The organism is Pseudomonas sp. VMV1 (genome assembly GCF_056790235.1).
The window spans coordinates 141262-163219 of sequence record NZ_JBXGSE010000001.1; the positions used below are offsets into that span (position 1 = coordinate 141262).

Here is a 21958-nt window from a genome sequence, read left to right on the forward strand (position 1 = left end):
GACCGCTGCCGAACTGGCAGCGGTCTTTTTTTATTTCACCCGGAAACGCCGGACCACGGCGATCAACTGCTCGTTGGACGATTGCACCGCCGCGGTGCTCTCGGCGGTGCGCTGACCGCTGGTGACCAGGTCGTCGACCATGTGGCGCACGGCGACCATGTTCTGGTTGATCTCGCCGGCCACCACGCTCTGCTCTTCGGCCGCCGCGGCGATCTGGGTCGACAGGTCGCTGATGCGCACCACCGAACCGTTCATCTCGTCCAGGCCAGAGGTGACCTCGCGGGTCTTCTCGGCGGTACTCTGGCAGCTGGTCTTGGTCACTTCCATGGCCGCTACCGCGGAGCTCACCCCCTGCTGCAGTCGGCCGAGCATCTCGTTGATCTCGGCGGTGCTCTGCTGGGTACGACCGGCCAGGGCACGGACCTCATCGGCCACCACCGCGAAGCCACGACCCTGCTCGCCGGCACGGGCCGCCTCGATGGCCGCGTTGAGCGCCAGCAGGTTGGTCTGGCCGGCGATCTCGCCGATCACGCCGAGCACGTCATTGATGCGCTGGGCATCGCCCTGCATGGCCTGCACCTTGAGGGTGGCGTCTTCCACCTGATCCACCAGGGCCAGGACGCTGGCCGAGGCCTGCTGGACCACCGCACGGGAACGCTCGGCCTGGCCATTGGCAGCCTGGGTGAGGGTGGCGGTGTCGCTGGCGCTACGCGCCACGGAGTCGGAGGTGGCGCTCATCTCGGTGATGGCGGTCACCGCCTGGTCGGTTTCGCTGGCATGCCGGGCGAGGATGGCACCGTTCTGCTGGGCCTGGCCATGGAGCTGCTTGAGGCCGGTGTCGATGCGGTCGGTGGCGTCGCCCACCTCGCCGATCAGCCGCTGCAGATAACCGATGAAGCCGTTGACCGCGCCCGCCACCGCATCCACTTCATCGTGGCCGTGCACCGGAATGCGTCGGGTCAGGTCGGCATCACCGGCGGACAGGGATTCGATGTTGCGTTGCAGCAGACCCAGGCGCCCCATCAGCTTGCCGAGCGCCAGCACCATGATGCCCACCAGCAGCAGGACCAGCGGCAGCTGGATCGCCGCCAGGGTCTTGAGGATGCCGGTGTTGGTCGCCGCGATAAGCGAGGTGGGCAGCGCCGTGGCCAGCAGCCAGGGCGTGCCGGCCAGGGGACGCAGGAAGAAGGTGTGGGGCGTGCCGTGCTCGTCGACATAGGTGTCACGCACCACGGCCTCGCCCTTGAGCTTGCCGAGATTCTGCTGGATCGCCGCGACGAAGGGCGAGCGCGCGGCATAGGCCGAGACGTTGTTCAGGATCTGCGAATCCCCGAGTTCGCTGAGGTTGCTGAGGATCTTGCCATCGGCCTCGACGATCATCATGTCGGTGTCGTCGAGATCCTTGCGCAGCTGCTCCACCAGCGGGTTGAAAAAGCCCAGGGTCAGGTCGACGGTCGACACGCCAAAGGCCTTGCCGTCGCGCTGGATGGCCATGGCGCAGTTGGTGCGCGGCTCGGCGCTGGCGGCGTCCTTGTAGGCGGCGGCCCAGACGCACTGGCCCGCGGGACCCTTGAGGCCGGCCTGGAACCAGGACTGCTCCCAGTAGTTGAGCGCCTCGGGCGAGTTCCAGTGGGTATTGACGATCAGTTTGCCGCTGGCATCGCGGTGATAGAAGGTGCTGAACTTGTCGCGGCCCTGCTCGCGCTGGTTGGGCAGCGGCCAGATGCCGCCGCCGAACACCTTGGTATCGCCATACTGGTCCACCAGGCCGGGCAGTACCCGGTCGATGGCGGCGCTGTCCAGCAGCGGCACGGCCTGGGTGATGGCGCGCTGTTGTGCCTGGATCTGGTTGAGTTCGCGATAGATGCGGGTGCCGACCTCGTTGACCCGGGTAAGCACGGTGGACTCACCGGCGGCGACCAGGTCCGGGGTCACCCAGAGACGGATGCCGATGACGGTGGCAGCGAGGGTGGCGCCGATGAAGCCTAGAAAGATCATGGTGTAGCGGGTCCGAACGGTATTCAAGGCCATGATGTCGCTCCTGCGGTTACAGCGTCGTTCACGCTGCGAAAGGCATCCGATGCGGTCGTGCGAAAGGCGGATGTCGGAGCCTTATCGGCGTCTGATGTGTGACCTTTAGTCGCAGGGTGAATGGGATACCGCGCGCTGTGACAGGTCGTGAAGTGACCCTGTGGCCGGTTTTTGGTCGATGGTTCTACCAGATCGACAGCGGCAGGCTTTCACCTTGCCAGTCGTCTCCTTGCCGGCGGACCACCACGAGGCAGGGACCGTCCCCGGGGGCCGCCACCAGGCAGTGCCCGTCGGCCTGCCAGAAGGCGCTGCGGCCCACGCAGGCATAGCCACCGGTGGGAGCGCCATGATTGGCCATGAGCACGGCCATGCCCAGGCGCCGGGCATGGTCCGCCAACTGGGCGCTGTCGGCGGGATAGCCGGTCGCCCCGATCACCGCCGAGACCAGGTAGAGGTCGGCGCCTCGGGCGCGGGCGGCAGCGGCGTGGGCGGGTTGGTTGCTGTCGGCGCAGATGGCCAGGGCGCCCTTCAACCCTGGTAGCTCCAGCAGTTCGCCACCGCTGCCCGGCACGAAGGGCGGCGCTTCGCCCGGATGCAGGTATTGCTTGGTATGGACGCGGCAGCTGCCGTCCGCCCCCAGGATCAAGGCGCCGATCTGCAGCCCCGTCGGACCCTGGACCGGCGCTCCGACCACGGCCGTGAGCCCAGCTGCGCGACAAGCTTCGCGCAGCGGCAGCAGACGGACATCGGCGGGCTCCAGTGCTAGCGCCGCCGCCAGGGTCGGCTCGTAGCCCGTCAGGGACAACTCGGGAAACAGCAGCAACGTCACCCCGGTCTCGGCGGCTGCCGCGATGAAGTCGAGGTGATTGCGCAGATTGGCGGCGAGATCACCGGGGACCGAGGCGGATTGGGCGGCGGCGAGGGTAGGGCTGGGCATCGAGACTCCAGGGGACGCCGAAGTGGCCGGGAAGGGCCGACAGAGGATAGCGGGGTGGGAGGTACTCGTCGCCCGGCCAGCTCCGGGTTGCCTTCAGGTTATACCGCTATCGCCATCTCTCAGTATTTAGAGCGGGAGGGTCTCGCTATAGTCGGGCCGTCTATCAATTTCAAGAATAACAGGACGGGTCATGGCGATAATCAACTATGTAACGGAGATCCGCTTCGGCGCCGGCTGTGCCGCGGAGCTGGCCGAAGTCAGCGCGCGCCTGGGCTTCCAGCGACCGCTGATCGTCACCGATCGTGGCGTGGTAGCGGCCGGTCTCATCGAGCAGCTGCTGGACATGAATTCCCTAACCGCCTACCGGGTCTTCGACGCTACCCCAGCCAACCCCACCGAAGCCGCTACTCGCGAGGGGGTGGCCTGTTTTCTGGAAGCGGAGTGCGACGGCATCATCGCCGTTGGCGGCGGTTCGCCCATCGATCTGGCCAAGGCCATCGCCGTGTCCGCGCGCCATCCGGGGCCGTTGAAAAACTTCGCGGTCATCGAAGGCGGGCTGGCGCGGATCACTGCGGCGACGGTGCCTATCGTGGCGATTCCGACCACGGCGGGCACCGGCAGCGAAGTAGGGCGAGGCGCCATCATCATTCTCGATGATGGCCGCAAGGTCGGCATCCTTTCACCCCATGTCATCCCCCGCGTGGCGATCTGCGATCCGCTGCTGACGCTCAGCCTGCCGCCGCACCTGACGGCAGCCACGGGCATGGACGCGGTGGCCCATTGCATCGAGACCTTTCTCGCTCCCGGCTTCAATCCGCCGGCCGAGGGCATCGCGCTGGATGGCCTGCGCCGTGCGTGGCGCCATCTGGAGCTGGCCTTCAATGAGCCGAGCAACCTGGAAGCCCGCACCCAGATGCTCAGCGCCTCGCTGCAGGGCGCCCTGGCCTTTCAGAAGGGGCTGGGCTGCGTGCACAGCCTGAGCCATTCGCTGGGGGGCATCGATCCGCGCCTGCACCATGGCACCCTCAACGCGGTGCTGCTGCCGGCGGTGGTCGCTTTCAACCGGGGGGCGGAGTCGGTGGTCCGCGAGGAAAAACTCGAACGGCTCGCCCAGGCCATGCAGCTGCCCGTGCAGCTGTCGGTGGAACAGGCGCTGGCGCACAAGGCCGAGGCCCTGCGCCTGCCGACGGGCCTGGCGCAGATGGGCGTCGATAAGGCGCTCATCCCGCGCATCGTCACTGGCGCCCTGGCCGATCACAGCCACAAGACCAATCCCCGGGAAGCCACGGCGGATGATTACGCCCAGCTGATCCAGGCCTCGTTCTGAGGCCTGGACATCCGTAGCGGAAAGCCTTTCCGCTGCCGTGTCGTCCGCAGGCCTGCCGCCTGTCCTCGAATCCGTTCGGGGCGGCAACAGGATGCGGATGACAGACGACCGCTATGCAAGACCCTCGCGGCAATCACAACAACTAAAGGACGCGAAACCTCATGGCCAATCCTGATACCGCCGTACCCACGGTGCAGTTCGATCCGCTCTATCGCAAGGTCGCCTGGCGGGTGCTACCCCTGCTGCTGCTCGGCTACATCATCGCCTATCTCGACCGGGTCAACGTCGGCTTCGCCAAGCTCGCCATGCTCAGCGATCTCGGCATGTCCGATGCGGCCTATGGCCTGGGCGCCGGCATCTTCTTCATCGGTTACTTCATCTTCGAGGTTCCCAGCAACCTGATGCTGCATCGGGTCGGCGCCAAGCTGTGGATCGCGCGCATCATGATCACCTGGGGCCTGGTCTCGTCGCTGATGGCCTTCACCGGCCCCATCGCCCAGCTGCTGGGCATCAGCCACGAGATGACCTTCTATGGCCTGCGTTTTCTGCTTGGCGTCTGCGAGGCCGGCTTCTTTCCCGGGGTCATCCTCTACCTGACCTACTGGTTTCCCTCGGCGCTGCACAGCCGCATGATGGCCATCGTCATCCTCGGCAATCCGGTGTCCTTCATCTTTGGAGGTCCGCTCAGCGGCGCCATCATGCACTACATGGGCGGCAGCGGCCTGCTGGCCGGCTGGCAGTGGATGTTCGTCATCGAGGCCATACCGGCCGTGGTGATCGGGGTGGTGGTGCTCTGCCTGCTGGACAACGGCATCCAAGATGCCAAGTGGCTGAACGTGCAGGAAAAGGCTGAGCTGACCCGGCGCCTCGCCGTGGATGCCTCGGAGAAGGTCAGCGTGCCCTTCAAGCGGCTCTTTGCCCTGCCTATCATCTGGCTGCTAACCGCCATCTACGTGCTATTGATGCTCGGCAACTACGGCATCAATTTCTGGGTGCCGACCATCATCAAGAACGCCGGGGTGGCCTCGGTCCTTGATATCGGCCTCATCACCGCCATCCCCTATGTATTCGGCGCGGTGACCATGGTCTGGGTGACCCGCCAGGCCCAGCGCACGGGTAACCAGCGTGCCTATGGCGCCCTGATGTCGGTGCTGGCTGGCATCGGCCTGATCCTCTGCGCGGCCTTCCCCCAGCAGCTGCTGCTGATCCTGGGCGTCGCCTTCGCGGTAGGTGGCAGCCTGAGCGCCATCGCACTGTTCTGGGGACTGCCCGGAGCCTTCCTGCAGGGCGCTGCCGCCGCAGCCGGCATTGCCCTCATCAACTCCTTCGGCAATCTCGGCGGCTTCGCCGGGCCCTATCTGCTGGGCCTGCTGACGACCCTGTTCGGCTCGGCGCAGGTCGGCCTGATGCTGCTTGGGGGTTGCCTGCTGGTGTGTGCGGCGCTGATGCTGTGGGTGACCCGGCGGCCCGTGCCATCGAATGCCGGGATGCTGGCCGAGTAATCGCGCCGGCGCTACCCGCGCGTTTCCGAGCGGGAGCGGCCTTTGCTCGCTCCCGTTTCCTTTGCCAGCGAAGAGGGCGTCATGGATCTGGTCAGTGAGTTGCAAGCCATCGTCGGGCGTCGCCACGTCCTGCAGGGGGACGCCGCGACCCGCCGCTTCCGCCTGGGGATCCGCTATGGCGGCGGGGCGGTACTCGCCGTGGTGCAGCCCGGTAGCCTGCTGCAGATGTGGCGGGTGCTACAGCGTTGTCACCAAGCCGGGACCATCATCATCTGCCAGGCGGCCAACACGGGCCTGACCGGGGGCTCCACCCCCGTGGCCGAGGGCTACGACCGCCCGGTGGTGCTGATCAACACCCTGCGCCTGACCCGCCTGGCCCTGCTGCGCCAGGGCGAGCAGGTGGTGTCCCAGCCGGGCGTGACCCTGAGCCAGTTGGAAACGACCCTGAAACCCCTGGGGCGCGAGCCGCATTCGGTGATCGGCTCGACTTGCATTGGCGCCTCCATCACCGGTGGCGTCTGCAACAACTCCGGCGGCTCGCTGATCCGCCGCGGCCCGGCCTTCACCCAGCTGTCGCTGTTCGCCCGCATCGACGAAGCCGGGCAGCTGCAACTGGTCAATCATCTAGGCCTGAAATTGGGCGACACCCCCGAGGAGATCCTGAGCCGGCTCGACGAGGGGCGTTTCGACGACAGCGCCGTACAGGACCCGCCCGGGGCCATGGCCTCCGATCGCGAGTACGCCCGCCACGTTCGCGACGTGACATCCGCTACGCCGGCCCGCTACAACGCCGACCCGCGGCGGCTGTACGAGGCGTCGGGCTCGGCGGGCAAGCTCGCCGTGTTCGCCCTGCGCCTGGATACCTTTGTCGCTGATCGCAACACCCGGGTGTTCTACATCGGCTCCAACCGAGCCGCCGATCTCGAAGCCATTCGCCGGCACATCCTGGTCAATTTCACCTCTCTGCCAATCGCCGGCGAGTACATGCACCGCACGGCCTATGAGCTGAGTCGCACCTACGGCAAGGATCTGTTTCTCTTCATCCAGCGTTGCGGTGCGCAGCGGGTGCCCCAGGCCTTTGCCTGGAAGACCCGCTTCGATGCCCTGAGCGAACGCCTGGGCCTGGGCGCCCAGGTTGGTGATCGCCTGCTGCAACGCCTCGCCGCGCCGCTACCCGAGCATCTGCCGGCGCGGCTCAATGCGTTCGCCGAGCGCTTCGAGCATCATCTGCTGCTGAAGATGGGCGAAGAGGGCATCGACGAGGCGCGTGCCTATCTGCAGGCCTGGCTGCCCAGCGCGGACGCGGATTTCATCGAGTGCAGCGTGGAGGAGGGCAACGCCGCCTTCCTCAATCGCTTCGCGGTCGGCAACGCCATGAATCGCTACCGGGCGGTGCACCGGGATACCGTGGAAGACATCCTCGCCCTGGACATCGCCCTGCCGCGCAACACCCAGGACTGGTTCGAGACCCTGCCGCCAGAGCTGGCGGAACAGATCGAGGTGACCATGTACTGCGGGCACTTCTTCTGCCACGTGCTGCACCAGGAGTACCTGGTGAAGAAGGGGCGCGACTGCGCGGCGCTCAAGCGGCGCCTGCTGGACCTGCTGGATGCCCGCGGCGCCCGCTATCCGGCCGAGCACAATGTCGGCCACCTCTACGAGGCGGCGCCCGAACTGGAGCGGCACTATCGCCAGCTCGATCCGACCAATGCCTTCAATCCCGGCATCGGTCGCCTGACGCGCCGCTATCGTTGGCAGGACGACTGTTGCGCCGAGCATGCTGGTGAGGCCATCGCCGCGGCCGCTGCCGTTGCCAGAGCGGAGCCTGCGGAGACGAGCGACACGCCCTGACCGCTGTCTCCGAGCGTGCTCAGGTCTCCTGCTGGATCGCGTAGAGCGACTCCACGAGCAGCTCGAACGCCGGATTCTGCTGGGCGCTGCGCCGCGAGACCAGCTCATAGGGCTCGCTGTGGGACCTCAGCTGCAGCGGCAGGCGACTGACCAGGCCATGCTGGCAGACATAGTCCGCCACCTCGACCGAGACCAGGGCCACCAGCCGAGGATTGCGGCTCAGCAGCGACAGGGTGGTCAGCGCCGAGGTGGTCTCGATCAGGTGCAGCGGAAACGGCAGCTGGGCTTCGAAGAACTCGTGCTCCAAGGTGCGGCGCATGGGCATGTTGGCCCGGTAGACCACCCAGCGACTGTCCGACAGATCCTGCAGCTCGACTCGCTCGCGCTGAGCCGCCGGATGGGAGGCATGGGCGATGACCGCGAGGGACTCGTCCTTGATGACCAGGGCGTCGTAGGCAGCGGGCTTGTCGCTCACCGATAGCCGGCAGATGGCGGCATCCAGCCGCCCCTGATCGACCAGGCCGAGCAGACTCTCGCTGGTGTCCTCCACCACCTCGATCGACAGCCGCGGCTGCAGCTCCAGCAGCCGGGAAATGGCATGGGTGAGCAGGGGGACGGCGCCCATGATGGTGCCGATGGCCAACTTGCCGCCCGAGCCACTGGCGATGGCGTGCAGCTCATGGCGCAGGTTGTCCAGGTCGGCCTGGATCAGCCGGGCGAAGCGAATCGCGCAGGTGCCGGCCGGCGTCGGCAGCAGGCCGCGGTTGGTGCGCAGGAACAACTCCACCCCCAGCGTGGATTCCAGCTCCTTGAGCGCCTTGCTGGCGCCCGGCTGCGTGAGCCCCAGGCCGTCCGCCGCATTGAGCAGCGAGCCCTTTTCCGCCAGGGCGATGAGCAGGCGCAGCTGCTTGGCGTGCAGGCGGGACATGATGGAGTTGAGACTGGCGAGATTCTTCATTGCCTGAAAGTTATACCGCTGTTGCTTATTGTCAATTCCGAGGGCTTTAGCTCCACGCTAGACTCGGCCTGCCTATAACAAAACATAATAAATGGAGGGCCTATGATCCGTCGTGATCTACCTCGCTGCCTGGACGCTGACCGTCTCGCCGCCGTTCCTTCCGTCACTCCTTTCGTCACGACACTGCCGCCCTGATCGAATGAACCACCGCCTTTTCGGACGGTGGCTGCAGCCCGTCTTCGAACAATAATAAACAGGTGACGCCATGACCCATGCCACGCTAGATCCCGCAGCCGCGGCTGCCCCTTCTCAGGAATTCCTGGTTCCCGCCCACGAGCGCCGGCGCGCCCTACTGGGCAGCGCCGTCGGCAGTACCATCGAGTGGTACGACTACTTTCTCTACGGCACCATGGCGTCCATCATCTTCGCCAAGCAGTTCTTTCCCAGCGGCGACCCTTTGGTCAGTCAGTTGCTGGCCCTGGCCGCCTTCGCCCTGGCCTTTCTGGTTCGCCCCCTCGGCGGCATCCTGTTCTCCCATATCGGCGACCGTATCGGCCGCAAGAAGACCCTGGCCATCACCCTGTCGCTGATGGGCGCTTCCACGGTGCTCATGGGGTTGTTGCCGAACTATGCGCAGATCGGGATCTGGGCGCCGATCCTGCTGACCCTGCTACGGTTGCTGCAGGGGCTGGCCCTGGGCGGGGAGTGGGGCGGTGGCGTGCTGCTGGCGGTGGAGTATTCGCCACGGCAGCGCCGCGGCTTCTTTGGCGCCGTGCCCCAGACCGGCGCAGTGCTCGGGTTGGCCCTGGGCAATATCGTCACCGCCGTGCTGAGCGTCAATCTCTCCGAATCCAGCTTCGAGGCCTGGGGCTGGCGGGTGCCTTTCGTGGGCTCCATCGTGCTGGTGCTGCTTGGGATGTGGATTCGCAACGCCGTGGACGAAACGCCTTCGTTCAAGAAGATGGTGGCCAATCGCACGCACACGCGCATCCCCTTGCAGGAAACCCTGCAGGACCACTGGCGCGTGGTGCTCATCGCCATCGGGGCCAAGGTCATCGAAACCTCGACCTTCTTCCTCTACGCCACCTTTTCGCTGTCCTACCTGATCAGCCACGGCTTCGCCCGCGCGGAGATCCTCAACATCATCCTGGTCTGCGCACTGCTGGCCTTTCCCTGCATGCTCTACTTCGGTCACCTGTCGGACCGCATCGGGCGGCGCAAGGTATTCCTGCTGGGCTGCCTGGCCTTCCTGCTGTGGGTCTTTCCCTACTTCTGGCTGATCAGCCAGGGGTCGCTGTGGCTGGCGGCGCTGGGCATCGGGGTGGGCTTCGGCGTGATCTGGGCCAGCTACGGGGCCATGATCGGAACGCTGCTGGCCGAGGCCTTTCCAGCAACCATCCGCTACACCGGCATGTCCTTGGGCTACCAGATCGGCGCAGCCCTGGTGGGCGGCCCCATGCCGCTGATCGCCACCGCACTGATCGCCTATTTCGGCGGCAGCTATATACCGGTGGTGGTTTTCATGATGGTCTGCGCCCTGGTGTCCATCTATGCCGTCTCCCAGGCACGCGACCGCAGTGGCGAGGTGCTCGACGATTAGCTGGCGCCTATCCAGAACCAGGCAGGTTGGGCTGAGCGTAAGCGAAGCCCAGGACCTCGCAACCCCAGCAAGCCCCTGTTGGGCTTCGGCGATGGGGCCGTCTCAGCCCAACAGGCCGTAACCAGGGCGTGTATCGTTTCCCTCACCCCAGCACTCTCCCAAGGGGAGAGGGGGCAAAGCGGTGCTTACAACAACGTGAAACTTCCCTCGCGCACCCGCTCCGAATCCAGGCCGACCATCACCTTGAATTCGCCCGGTTCCGAGACCAGCTTGAGGTCGTTGTTGTAGAAGCGCAGGTCCGCCTCGGTGAGGGGGAAGTCCAGCTCGCGGCTTTCGCCTGGTTGCAGCATCACCTTCTGGAAGCCTTTGAGCTCCTTGACCGGTCGCGCCAGGGAGGCGGTCACGTCGTGCAGGTAGAGCTGCACGACGGTGGCGCCGGCGCGGGTGCCGGTGTTCTTGACCGTGACCTTGGCAGTCAGGGTGTCGCCCTTTTTCAGGGTGGCGCTGGACAGCTGCGGCGCCGAGACGTCGAAGGTGGTGTAGCTCAGGCCATAGCCGAAGGGGTAGAGCGGGCCGTTGACGATGTCGAAGTAGCGCGAGGTGTACTTGTTCGGCTTGGCCGCGTCGAAGGGCCGGCCGCTGCTCAGGTGGTTGTAGTACAGCGGCACCTGGCCCACTTCGCGGGGAAAGGTCATGGTCAGCTTGCCGGACGGGTTGTGGTCGCCGAACAGCACATCGGCCACGGCGTTGCCGCCCTCGGTGCCGGGGAACCAGGCTTCCAGCAGCGCATTGGCCTGCTCCTGTTCCCATTCCAGGGCTAGCGGGCGGCCATTCATCAGCACCAGCACCAGCGGCTTGCCGGTGGCCTTGAGCGCCTTGATCAGCTCGCGCTGGGTGTCGGGCACGCTGATGCGGGCGCGGCTGGAGGCCTCGTGGGCCATGCCCTGCGACTCGCCGACCACGGCCACCACCACGTCGGCCTGGCGCGCGGTGGCCACGGCTTCGGCGATCAATTCGCTGGCGCTGCGCGGGTCCACCGCGACCGCGGGTTCATAGGAGTTGAGGTAGGCCAGCACATCGCGGTCGTCCAGCAGGTTGGCGCCCTTGGCATAGAGCACCTTGCCCTGGCCGGCCACGGCGTTTTCCAGCCCACGGCGGATGGAGACCGCCTGGGCGGCCACGCCAGCGGCGGACCAGTTGCCCATGACGTCGCGCGGGCTGTCGGCCAGCGGACCGACCACGGCCAGGGTGGCGCCCTTGCGCAGCGGCAGGACGGCCTTCTCGTTCTTCAGCAGCACCAGGCTCTCGCGGGCCACCTGGCGCGCCTCGGCGCGGTGCAGGCGCGATTCGGCGTTGGTGTCGACCGGGTCCTGGCCCTGCAGACGACGATAGGGATCGTCGAACAGGCCCAGGCGATACTTGGTCAGCAGCATGTCGCGCACGGCCTGGTCGATCTCGGCCTGGGTCACCTTGCCGGCCGCCAGCAGTGCGGGCAGCTGCTTGCCATAGACGTCGTCGTGCATGTTCAGCTCGACACCGGCCTTGAGCGCCTGCTCGGCGGCGTCGCGGGTGTCCTTGGCCACGCCGTGCAAGACCAGCTCGTTGATGGCGCCGTGGTCGCTGATCACCAGGCCCTTGTAGTTCCAGTCCTTGCGCAAGAGGTCCTGCAGCAGCCAGCGATTGGCCGTGGCTGGAACGCCGTTGATGCTGTTCAGGGCCACCATCACCGCGCCGGCTCCGGCCTCGGCGGCGGCGCGATAGGGCGGCAGGTAGTCCTGCATGAGCCGCTGCGGACTCATGTCGACGTTGCTGTAGTCACGCCCGGCTTCCACTGCGCCATAGCCGCCGAAGTGCTTGATGCTGGCCATCAGGCTGTCGGGCGCGCGCAGGTCGTTGCCCTGGTAGGCGTGCACCAGGGTGGCGCCGATGCGCGAGGTCAGCCAGGTGTCTTCGCCGAAGGTTTCCGAGGCACGGCCCCAGCGCGGTTCGCGGGTGACGTCGACGGTGGGGGAGAAGGTCAGGTCGAGGCCGTCGGCGGCCGCCTCGATGGCGGAAATGTGCGCGCTGGTGGCGATGGCGTCGAGATTCCAGGTGCTGGCCAGGCCCAGATTGATGGGGAAGATGGTGCGCATGCCGTGGATGACGTCATAGGCATAGAACAGCGGGATCTTCAGCCGGCTGTGCACGACCTGGTCCTGCATCTGGCGGATGTCGGGGCGGGTCACGGTGTTGAACATGGCGCCCACCTTGCCGGCGCGGATGTCCGCCATGATGGCTTCCTTGGGATAGTCCGGTCCGACGCTCACCAGATTGAGCTGGCCGATCTTTTCCTCCAGGGTCATCTTCGCCAGCAGGGCGTCGACGTAGGCGCGCGCCGGATCGGCGTCTTGCGCCGAGGCGAGAGTGGCACCGATGGCCAGTCCCAGGCCGAGCATGAGTGCGGTGAGGCGTGGTGCGTTCAACATCTTCCCCCGATTCCCTGTGCGTATTTTTTCGTTGTTCTTGGGCACTGTCGTGCGCCGCCGATTGTACACAGCGAAGGAGCGGGAGGCGGAGCCGTCGACGGCCGGCGCGGGGCCGGTCGTCCGGGCTCGGGTGGGCTGCTGGAGGCGTCAGAAGCGCGGCTTGCGCGTCTCCCAGTCCGGCTGGTACTTGCGCATCTGGCGCACGTCGTCGCGGCTGCGGATGTCGATGGCGAGGAACTGCTCATGCAGCTTGGCCAGTTGCTCCTGATCCAGCTCCACACCCAGGCCGGGGGCGTCGGTGATCGCCACGCAGCCGTTGCGGATCGGCAGCTTGCCGCCCTGGATGACTTCCTCGTCCTCTTCCTGCCACGGGTAGTGGGTGTCGCAGGCATAGGCGAGATTGGGCACGGCGGCGGCCACATGGGTCATGGCCATGAGGCTGATGCCCAGGTGCGAGTTGGAGTGCATGGAGACGCCCAGGCCGAAGGTGTCGCACATCCGCGCGAGGATCTGGGTGTCTCGGAGGCCACCCCAGTAGTGATGGTCGGCCAAGACGATCTGCACACTGTTCTGGGCCACGCTGCGGCGGAATTCGTCGAAGTCGGTGACCACCATGTTGGTGGCCAGGGGAATGCCGGTGCGCCGATGCAGTTCGGCCATGCCGTCGAGGCCGGGGGTCGGGTCCTCGTAGTACTGGAGGTCGCCCGCCAGGACCTCGGCGATGCGCAGCGACGTTTCCAGCGACCAGTTGCCGTTGGGGTCGATGCGCAGCGGTGCCTCGGGAAAGGCCTGGCGCAGCGCCTTGATGCAGGCCGCTTCGTGATCCGGGCCAAGCAGGGTGCCGGCCTTGAGCTTGATGCTCTGGAAGCCGTTCTCCTCGATCATCCGCGCGGCCTGGGCCACCACCTGCTCGGGGCTGATGGCCTCGCCCCAGCGATCGGGCGGGTAGGGGGCGTCGATGTGCTCGGCGTACTTGAGGAACAGGTAGGCGCTGAAGGGGACTTCGCGGCGCACCGCGCCACCGAGCAGCTCCACCAGCGGAATGCCCAGGGAGCGTGCCTGCAGATCGAGGAAGGCCACCTCGAAGGCGGAATAGGCATTGGCCACCTGCTTGCTCGGATGGGAGCCGGGCGCCAGCTCCGCACCGGCCACCACGCCGCCGGCTAGACTGGCGACGGTCTCCACCACCCGCGCGCGCAGGCCATTGAGGTCCCAGGCGGAAAGGCCGACCAGGCTGCTTTCCATGGCCTTGAGCACTGCCAGCACCGGGGCGTCGCCGTAGCTTTCGCCGAGGCCGATGTGGCCGTTGTCGCCTTCCACCTCGATGATGGATCTCAGCGCATAGGGTTCGTGGATGCCGCTGGCATTGAGCAGCGGCGCATCGCGAAAGGCGATGGGGGTGACTTTGATGCGTTTGATCTTCACGCTCAGACTCCTGGACTTGTAATTATGACGGCGGTCTTTGTCAGTCATCGTATGACTACTGGTCGGGTTCTTCAACCCGGAAATCGCACGACCGCCCGGGCGAACGACCGCGCATCGCTTCAGGGTTGCCCGCTCCGGTCGGGGCTGGATAAATAGCCAGCCGCTCGCCTATTGCCCGTGTCGTCATGAACGCTCCGCTCGAAGATCCCCTCTACTATCTGCACAACTTCCAGCGGGTACTGGACTGGGTTGCCCTGCGCTATCCCGATCTGCTCGACGACCACGAGCAGGGTTTCATCGCGGCCTTCGCCGACTTGCCCCAGCCCTCGCGGGCATTGCTGGTGCGCCTGGTGATGCGCAAGGGCGAGGTGTTCCGTGCCAGCAAGCTGGTGTACAGCGAGATCGGCTGCCCGCGTGCCGCCGCCTTGCCGCTGGTGGACCTTGGCTGGCTGCTTTCCGATCCCGAATTGCACCTGATCGAACTCTTCGCCCTGCTGCGCAAGGAAGAACTGCTCGGCTGTTTCGGCGCCCGCCTGCCCAGGGCTGGCCGCAAGGAAGACTGGCTGGCGCGGCTGGAGGCCGAACAGGCCACGCCCCTGGCCTTCAGCGGCTGGGCCGGCACGGTGCCGGAGCTGGTGGAAGAGGGCGTCTGGCGCCTGACGCTGATGGACCTCTGCGACCGCCTGCGCCTGCTGTTCTTTGGCAATCTGCACCAGGACTGGACCGATTTCGTGCTGGCCGACCTGGGCATCTTCCAGTACGAGACGGTGGCCTTCAGTGCCGAATCCCGCGCCTTCGGGCAGCGGCACGAGGTGGATGCCTATCTGCACATCCAGCGCTGTCGCCAGGCCCTGCGCGATGGTCTGCCGGCCGCCGAGCTGCTGCCACTGCTGCCCGCCGAGCGCTTTGCCAACACCTGGCTGGAATTGCGCCGCGGCAAGCTGCTCCACGAACTGGCCCAGCACCACGAGCGCCTCGGCGAACTGGCCCAGGCGCAGGCGCTCTATGCCGCCTCGGCGCATCCCGAGTCGCGTATTCGCGCCCTGCGTATGCTCGAACGGCTGGAGGACTGGCCCGCCGCCCAGGCGCTGGCGGAAGCCATCGCCGCCGCACCGGCCCATGACGCCGAGCGCCAGCAGGTGGCGCGTATCCTGCCGCGGCTGGTGCGCAAGCAGGGTGGCCCGCCCAACAAACGCCGCCCCGCCAGCCCGGTGGAGCGCCTCGATTTCGAATTGGTCAACGACGGCCTGCGCCGGGTCGAGTGGCTGGTGCGCGAGCACCTGGGCCGTGACGAGGCACCGGTGCATTATGTGGAAAACACCCTGCTTACCAGCCTCTTCGGCCTGCTGTGCTGGGACGCCATCTTCCTGGCCATCCCCGGCGCCTTCTTCCACCCCTATCAGCGCGAGCCGGCCGACCTGCGTCTGCCGGGCTTCCGCGAACGCCGCGCCGAGGCCTTCGCCGCCTGCCTGGCGCGGCTGGACGATGGCTCCTACGCGGCGGTGATCCGCGAGCGTTTCGCCGCCAAGCGCGGCTTGGCCTCGCCCTTCGTCGCCTGGGGCATCCTCGGCAGCGACTTGCTCGACCAGGCCCTGGCCTGCCTGCCGGCGCGTCACCTGCGGCTGTGCTTCGAGCGACTGCTGGAGGATCCGGAAAACAACCGCACCGGCTTGCCCGACCTGATCCAGTTCTGGCCGGCGGAAGGCCGCTACCGGATGATCGAGGTCAAGGGCCCGGGCGACCGTCTGCAGGACAACCAGCGCCGCTGGCTGGACTTCTTCGCCGCCCACGACATCCCGGTCAGCGTCTGCCACGTGCAGTGGCAGGTGGCCGCGACCTCCGCATGAGCTATCGCATCGCCGTTCGCGCCCTCTGCGAATTCACCGCCAAGGCCGGCGACCTGGATCTCAGGTTCACCCCGTCGCCCACCGCCCTGGAAGGTATCGAAGGCCACCAGCGGGTGGCGGCGCGGCGCGGTCCCGGCTATGAGCGCGAGGTCAGCCTGCAGGGCGACTTCGAGGACCTGCAGGTGCGCGGTCGCGCCGATGGCTTCGACGCCGCTGCCAATCGCCTGGAAGAGATCAAGACCCACAGGGGCAGCCTGGACCGCCAGCCCGGCAACCATCGTCACCTGCATTGGGCCCAGGCCAAGGTCTATGGCCATCTGCTTTGCCAGAGTCGTGAGTTATCCGGGCTGACCCTGGCGCTGGTCTATTTCGACATCGGCAGTGGCGCCGAGACCGTCTTCACCGAAGCCTGGACGGCGGCCGATCTGGCTGAGCACTTCGCCTTGCAGTGCTCGCGCTTTCTCGCCTGGGCGCGCCAGGAGCTGGCCCATCGCGCCGCGCGGGATGAGGCGCTGGCGACCCTGGCCTTTCCCCATGCCGACTTCCGCCACGGCCAGCGGCCGCTGGCGGAAGCCGTCTACAAGGCCGCCAGCGTCGGCTGCTGCCTGCTGGCCCAGGCGCCCACCGGCATCGGCAAGACGGTGGGCACCCTGTTCCCGCTGCTCAAGGCCATGCCGCGGCAGAACCTGGATCGGTTGTTCTTTCTCGCCGCCAAGACCCCCGGCCGCGCCCTGGCCCTGCATGGCCTGGAGTCCCTGGCCGCACCGGTGCGGGTGCTGGAACTGGTGGCGCGGGACAAGGCTTGCGAGCACCCGGAGCTGGCCTGCCATGGCGAGTCCTGTCCGCTGGCACGAGGCTTCTACGACCGGTTGCCGGCCGCCCGCGCCGCCGCCCTGGCCGAACCCATGCAACTGACCCGCGCGCGGGTGCGGGAGACCGCCCTGGCCCATGAGGTCTGCCCCTACTACCTGGCCCAGGAACTGGCGCGCTGGAGCGACGTGGTGGTGGGCGACTACAACTACTATTTCGACGGCAGCGCCATGCTCCATGCCCTGGCCCAGACCCAGGAGTGGCGGGTCGGGGTGTTGGTGGACGAGGCCCACAACCTGCTCGACCGCGCTCGCGGAATGTACAGCGCCAGCCTCGACCAGCGCCGTTTGGCCGCCGGCAAGAGCGTAGCGCCGCCGGTCATCGCCAAGGGGCTGCAGGCGCTCAATCGCGAGTGGAATCGCCTGCACAAGGAGCAGCAGGTCGACTATCAGGTGCAGCCGGAATTGCCCGCCGCCTTCCTCACCGCCCTGCAACGGGTGGTGGGTCTGCTCACCGAGCATTTCGGCGAATCCGGCCAGCCCCCGGCGCCGGAGTTGCAGACGCTGTTCTTCGACCTGCTGCAGTTCATGCGCCTGGGCGAGACCTTTGGTGATCACTCGCTGTTCGACGTCACCCTGCTCAAGGGCCGCGGCAAGGCGCAGTCGCAACTCAATCTGCGCAACCTGGTGCCGGCGCCCTTCGTCGGTCCGCGGCTGGCGGCGGCGCACAGCTGTACCCTGTTCTCCGCCACCCTGATTCCCCAGCATTTTCACCGCGACCTGCTCGGGATCCCGGTTGGCAGTGCCTGGGTCGATGTCGCTTCGCCCTTCGCCGCCGAACAACTAGAGGTGCGCCTGGTACGCCTCTCCACCCGCTACGCCGATCGCGCCGCCTCCCGCGCACCCATCGCCGCCCTGATCGCCGGTCGCTATCGCCAGCGACCGGGCAACTACCTGGCCTTCTTCAGCAGCTTCGACTACCTCGACCAGGTGGCCGAAGCCCTGGCCGAATTGGCACCTGACGTCCCCCAGTGGCGCCAATCGCGCGGCATGGACGAAGCCGCGCGCCAGGCCTTTCTCGACCGATTCCAGGCCGATGGCCGTGGTATCGGTTTCGCCGTTCTGGGCGGCAGTTTCGGCGAGGGCATCGACCTGCCCGGCGACCGCCTGATCGGCGCTTTCGTCGCCACCCTGGGCCTGCCCCAGCTCAATCCGGTCAACGAACAGCTGCGCCAGCGCCTGCAGCGGCGTTTCGGCGATGGCTATCGCTACGCCTATCTCTATCCGGGCCTGCAAAAGGTCATCCAGGCCGCCGGCCGGGTGATCCGTACCGTGCAGGACCGCGGCTGCCTCTACCTCATCGACGACCGATTCACCCAGCCCGAGGTCAGGGCGCTGCTGCCGAGTTGGTGGCAGGTGGAGGAGGGGGCGGTGCCCCTGTTGGAGCCCCTGCCGGCCTGAGGCTGTTGGGCTTCGCTGCGCTCAACCCAACCTACGAAGGTGACGGTGACCGTGGGTGGTGCCTTTCCCTCACCCCAACCCTCTCCCCGAGGGAGAGGGAGCGGAGCGGCAGGGGGGCGTGACGCCGGCGTAGGGTGGAAACCGCGTAGCGTTTTCCACGAAGTGTGCCTGCCCTGATAGCCAAGTCCATCCAGGGTCTTCCGTAGGTTGGGTTGAGACAGCTCCACCGTCGAAGCCCAACGAAGCGGGCCCGCGCCAGGGGCTAACCCGCCGCCTTGTCCTCGCAAAACCTCAACCTGTTGCCAAAGGGATCGGCGATCTCCATCACCAGGCCCCAGGGCAGTTCCTCGATGCCCGGCCGGGCGAAGCCGTAGTCCTTGGCCAGCAGCTCGGTCTGCAGGGCGCGGATGCCGGTCTGCCGTACGAAGACCGTCGAGCCGGGACAGGCGTCGCCATGATGGCCGGAAAGGTGCAGGCGCAGACCGGCGCGCTCGACTTCGGCGTAGAGCGGCAATCCCGGCTCGAAGCGATGCTCCCAGACCAGGCGGAAGCCCAGGAAGCTGCAATAGAATTCACGCGCCTTTTCGTCATCGAAGATGCGCAGGATGGGGCTGGGTTGCCCGAAGGCGACGGTATCGATGGGCATGGCGGTACTCGACAGGCGCAGAAAGCGCGGTGGGGTGAGCGCCAGGGCGCACCTTTGAGGCTGCCCGGCAACCCGAACTGTGATCCGGAAAGCTTTGGTAACCCCTCTGGCAGGCCAGAGCGTGCGCTAGGCTGCAGTTCACCGGTGCGATGGCGAACCTATCCGGGTATCGTGCATTCTTTTTCTCTCTGGCGGTTCGGCTGGGCCGAATCTTTTCATCCTTAGTGACCAAGGTTGATCCATGCAGCGTCGACACCTGCTCAAAGCGTCCCTGGCCCTGGCGGCCTACACCGGCATTCCTTCCACCGGGCTGTTCGCCCTCCAGGCCTTTGCCAATCCGGCCAATGGCGACGGCCAGGCCTTCGATTTCGACTGGCTCAAGCAGCATGCCAAGGAGCTGGCCGGAAAGGCCTACCAGCCTACCGCCCAGAAGCTGCCCGATACCCTGGCGAACATGACGCCCCAGCAGTTCAACGCCATTGGCTACGATGCCCAGCATTCGCTCTGGCACGACCTCAAGGGCCAGCTGGACGTGCAGTTCTTCCATGTCGGCATGGGCTTCAAGACACCCGTGCACATGTATTCGGTGGACCCCAAGACCAACGAGGCCAAGGAAGTCCACTTCCGCCCCGAGTTGTTCAACTACAACGACAGCGGTGTCGACAAGAGCCAGCTCAAGGGCGACCTGGGCTTTGCTGGCTTCAAGCTGTTCAAGGCGCCGCACCTGGCCCAGTACGACATCGTCTCCTTCCTGGGCGCCAGCTACTTCCGCGCCGTGGACAAGACCCGCCAGTACGGCCTTTCGGCCCGTGGCCTGGCCATCGATACCTACGCCGATCGGCCCGAGGAATTCCCCGATTTCACCAAGTTCTGGTTCGTCACCCCGAACAAGAACAGCACGCGCTTCGTGGTCTATGCGCTGCTGGATTCGCCCAGCGCCACCGGTGCCTATCGCTTCGACATCGACTGCCTGAACGACCGGGTGGTGATGGACGTGGACGCCAACGTCAACGCCCGTCGCGACATCAAGCAACTGGGCATCGCGCCCATGACCAGCATGTTCAGCTGTGGCACCCACGAGCGCCAGAGCTGCAACACCTATCATCCGCAGATCCACGACTCCGACCGCCTGGCCATGTGGAAGGGCAATGGCGAGTGGATCTGCCGCCCGCTGAACAACCCGCCCAAGCTGCAATTCAACGCCTTCAAGGACGACAGTCCCAAGGGCTTCGGCCTGGTGCAGACCGATCACGAGTTCGAAAGCTACCAGGACGTCATGGTCCGCTATGACCGCCGGCCGAGCCTGTGGGTCGAGCCCACCTCCGCCTGGGGCGAGGGCGCCATCCAGTTGCTGGAGATCCCCACCACCGGCGAGACCCTGGACAACATCGTGGCCTTCTGGGCCCCGGCCGAGACCATCACCGCCGGCAAGTCGCTGCACTATGGCTACAAGCTGCACTGGAGCGCGCTGCCACCGGTGAGCACCCCGCTGGCGCGGGTCTACGCGACCCGTTCCGGGATCGGCGGCTTCCCCGAAGGCTGGGCGCCCGGTGAGCATTGGCCCAAGGTCTGGGCACGGCGCTTCGCCATCGACTTCAATGGCGGCGGCCTGTCCTTCCTGCCCGAGGGCACCGGCATCGAGCCGGTGGTGACCGTCACCGACGGCAAGGTGCAGGATTTCCATGTGCTCAAGATCGACGAGATTGGCGGCTACCGGGTGATCTTCGACTGGTACCCCACCAGCGACAAGGCCGATCCGGTGCAGATCCGCGCCTTCATCCGGACCCAGGACCGCGCCCTGAGCGAAACCTGGCTGTTCCAGTACTTTCCGCCGGCGGCCGATCAGCGCCGCTATCCGGACTGGAAGCAGTCCTAAGCGACTGACCTGAAAAAGCCGCTGTGCCTCGCCAGGCGCAGCGGCTTTTTTTCGTCCCGTGAAAGGCCAGGCAGGTAGTGATCGCCTGCGCTGGGCACCGCTAGTCGGCCAGCATCACCTGGTTGCGCCCGCCGCGCTTGGCCTGATAGAGCGCCGCATCGGCCAGGCTGTAGGCGATCTCGAACTCGGTGCCCGGCGCATTCAGGCTGAGGCCGAAGCTGGCGGTCACCGGCGCCGGCCCTGTCGTGTCCTGGGCGATGCGCAGGCGCAGGCGCTCGGTCATGGCCAGGGCTTCGTCCCGCGCCGTGGTTGGCAGCAAGACGGTGAATTCCTCGCCACCTACCCGGCCGACGATGGCCGGCGCCTGGACGATCTCCTGCAGACAGCGCGCGATGGCTTGGATGACCCGGTCTCCGACCGGATGGCCGAATTCGTCGTTGATGCGTTTGAAGTGATCGATGTCCAGCACGATCATGGCGCCGCCACCCTGGCGCAGGGCCTGGCCGGCCTGGTCGATGACCGCGCCGCGATTGAGCACCCCGGTCAGGGCATCGTGGGTGGCGCGGTACTCCAGCTGTTGGGTGAGGGTCTGCAACTGCTGGTTGAGGGCATTCATCTCGCGCTCGGCGCGGTCGCTGCGCGCGATCAGCCGGCGTGTCTCGCGCATCAGCCGCTCGAAGTGCAGGGTCAGGTCGCCCAGCGCGGCTCGGTAGCGTTCGGCGTCGGCGTCATCGGCCGTATAGAGTGCGCGTGCCGCCTGCAGGACCCCGGCCTCCTGCTCGAACAGGTCGGGGCCTGGATCGGCCGGGCTATAGCGCCGGACGCTGGCGGTCATGCCGGCAGCTCGGGATGCTCGACGAACGCCAGGGCCTGGAAGTCCAGCCGCAACTCTTCGCCGAACTCCTGGATGGTCTCGTCTTCGGCATCGTAGTACCAATGCAGCTCCACCCGGTTGCCGGCCTGGGCCGCCTGGTCCAGGGCGTCGAACAGGGTGAACAGCATCTTGGTGCTGGAACTGTTGAAGTAGGCGAGGGCGACATGCACCAGCAGCGTGGCCTCCTGCCGCTGGTCGAGATAGGCGCGTAGCTGCTCGATCACCGGCAGATAGAAGGCAGCGGCGTTTTCCGGAAAGGATTCACCCTTGAGCCAAAGCACGTCTTCGGCGAAGCGGAAATCCACCTCGGGCGACGTGGGCGTGGGGGCGATGAACAGATTGTCCATAC

Annotated in this window: 15 protein-coding genes and 1 pseudogene; 7 read left to right on the plus strand and 9 right to left on the minus strand. The window is 66.5% G+C overall.

Translation table 11 applies throughout. From position 1 onward, the window contains the following. Positions 1 to 30: 30 nt before the first annotated feature. The 3 genes and pseudogenes from ACUCV0_RS00660 to ACUCV0_RS00670 all read right to left on the minus strand — a co-directional run bounded on the left by ACUCV0_RS00660 (position 31) and on the right by ACUCV0_RS00670 (position 2968). Positions 31 to 738, minus strand: coding sequence for a methyl-accepting chemotaxis protein (locus tag ACUCV0_RS00660; RefSeq protein ID WP_420480506.1), 708 nt, complete (start codon positions 736 to 738; stop codon positions 31 to 33). A 153-nt stretch (positions 739 to 891) separates the two neighbouring features. Continuing rightward, a pseudogene (locus tag ACUCV0_RS00665) lies at positions 892 to 2031 on the minus strand (cache domain-containing protein); the annotation flags it as partial. Positions 2032 to 2215: 184 nt separating this feature from the next. Further along, positions 2216 to 2968 (minus strand): carbon-nitrogen hydrolase family protein, encoded by a 753-nt coding sequence (locus ACUCV0_RS00670; protein ID WP_482211767.1) that lies wholly within the window; start codon positions 2966 to 2968, stop codon positions 2216 to 2218. 190 nt (positions 2969 to 3158) lie between these two features. On the opposite strand from ACUCV0_RS00670, the gene ACUCV0_RS00675 reads away from it, so the two are divergent. The 3 genes from ACUCV0_RS00675 to dld all read left to right on the plus strand — a co-directional run bounded on the left by ACUCV0_RS00675 (position 3159) and on the right by dld (position 7648). Beyond that, the gene (locus ACUCV0_RS00675) at positions 3159 to 4295 is read left to right on the plus strand and encodes an iron-containing alcohol dehydrogenase (protein WP_482211768.1); all 1137 of its coding nucleotides are present in this window, start codon (positions 3159 to 3161) and stop codon (positions 4293 to 4295) included. A 161-nt stretch (positions 4296 to 4456) separates the two neighbouring features. After that, the gene (locus ACUCV0_RS00680; protein WP_482211769.1) at positions 4457 to 5797 is read left to right on the plus strand and encodes an MFS transporter; all 1341 of its coding nucleotides are present in this window, start codon (positions 4457 to 4459) and stop codon (positions 5795 to 5797) included. Between the two features lie 42 nt (positions 5798 to 5839). Next, positions 5840 to 7648, plus strand: coding sequence for a D-lactate dehydrogenase (dld, locus tag ACUCV0_RS00685; RefSeq protein ID WP_482211770.1), 1809 nt, complete (start codon positions 5840 to 5842; stop codon positions 7646 to 7648). Positions 7649 to 7667: 19 nt separating this feature from the next. On the opposite strand, the gene ACUCV0_RS00690 is transcribed toward dld, so the two are convergent. Next, positions 7668 to 8606, minus strand: a complete 939-nt coding sequence (locus tag ACUCV0_RS00690; RefSeq protein ID WP_059313941.1) for a LysR family transcriptional regulator — start codon at positions 8604 to 8606, stop codon at positions 7668 to 7670. 265 nt (positions 8607 to 8871) lie between these two features. Between ACUCV0_RS00690 and ACUCV0_RS00695 the strand changes: the two genes are divergently transcribed. Then, positions 8872 to 10206, plus strand: coding sequence for an MFS transporter (locus ACUCV0_RS00695; protein WP_482211771.1), 1335 nt, complete (start codon positions 8872 to 8874; stop codon positions 10204 to 10206). A gap of 185 nt (positions 10207 to 10391) precedes the next feature. On the opposite strand, the gene bglX is transcribed toward ACUCV0_RS00695, so the two are convergent. Together bglX and ACUCV0_RS00705 are read right to left on the minus strand one after the other, a co-directional pair. Continuing rightward, the gene (gene bglX / locus ACUCV0_RS00700; protein ID WP_482211772.1) at positions 10392 to 12671 is read right to left on the minus strand and encodes a beta-glucosidase BglX; all 2280 of its coding nucleotides are present in this window, start codon (positions 12669 to 12671) and stop codon (positions 10392 to 10394) included. A gap of 147 nt (positions 12672 to 12818) precedes the next feature. Then, positions 12819 to 14096 (minus strand): glucarate dehydratase family protein, encoded by a 1278-nt coding sequence (locus tag ACUCV0_RS00705; RefSeq protein ID WP_482211773.1) that lies wholly within the window; start codon positions 14094 to 14096, stop codon positions 12819 to 12821. Positions 14097 to 14281: 185 nt separating this feature from the next. Here ACUCV0_RS00705 and ACUCV0_RS00710 point away from each other — a divergent pair, with 185 nt between their 5' ends. Together ACUCV0_RS00710 and ACUCV0_RS00715 are read left to right on the plus strand one after the other, a co-directional pair. Beyond that, positions 14282 to 15943, plus strand: a complete 1662-nt coding sequence (locus ACUCV0_RS00710; protein ID WP_482211774.1) for a VRR-NUC domain-containing protein — start codon at positions 14282 to 14284, stop codon at positions 15941 to 15943. Beyond that, positions 15940 to 18213: an ATP-dependent DNA helicase gene (locus ACUCV0_RS00715; RefSeq protein WP_482211775.1), complete on the plus strand. Its 2274-nt coding sequence runs from the start codon at positions 15940 to 15942 to the stop codon at positions 18211 to 18213. Before ACUCV0_RS00710 ends, ACUCV0_RS00715 begins: the two co-directional genes overlap by 4 nt. 262 nt (positions 18214 to 18475) lie before the next feature. Here the strand turns inward: ACUCV0_RS00715 and ACUCV0_RS00720 are convergent, their stop codons facing one another. Continuing rightward, the gene (locus tag ACUCV0_RS00720; protein WP_482211776.1) at positions 18476 to 18859 is read right to left on the minus strand and encodes a glyoxalase superfamily protein; all 384 of its coding nucleotides are present in this window, start codon (positions 18857 to 18859) and stop codon (positions 18476 to 18478) included. A gap of 241 nt (positions 18860 to 19100) precedes the next feature. On the opposite strand from ACUCV0_RS00720, the gene ACUCV0_RS00725 reads away from it, so the two are divergent. After that, the gene (locus tag ACUCV0_RS00725; protein ID WP_059313947.1) at positions 19101 to 20735 is read left to right on the plus strand and encodes a glucan biosynthesis protein D; all 1635 of its coding nucleotides are present in this window, start codon (positions 19101 to 19103) and stop codon (positions 20733 to 20735) included. A 100-nt stretch (positions 20736 to 20835) separates the two neighbouring features. Here ACUCV0_RS00725 and ACUCV0_RS00730 read toward each other — a convergent pair whose 3' ends face one another. Both ACUCV0_RS00730 and ACUCV0_RS00735 read right to left on the minus strand, forming a co-directional pair. Further along, entirely contained in the window at positions 20836 to 21570 is a 735-nt protein-coding gene (locus ACUCV0_RS00730; RefSeq protein WP_271654147.1) for a GGDEF domain-containing protein, read from the minus strand. Then, positions 21567 to 21956: a DUF1987 domain-containing protein gene (locus tag ACUCV0_RS00735; RefSeq protein ID WP_059313949.1), complete on the minus strand. Its 390-nt coding sequence runs from the start codon at positions 21954 to 21956 to the stop codon at positions 21567 to 21569. The genes ACUCV0_RS00730 and ACUCV0_RS00735 overlap by 4 nt, the downstream gene beginning before the upstream one ends. Between the last annotated feature and the right edge of the window lie 2 nt (positions 21957 to 21958).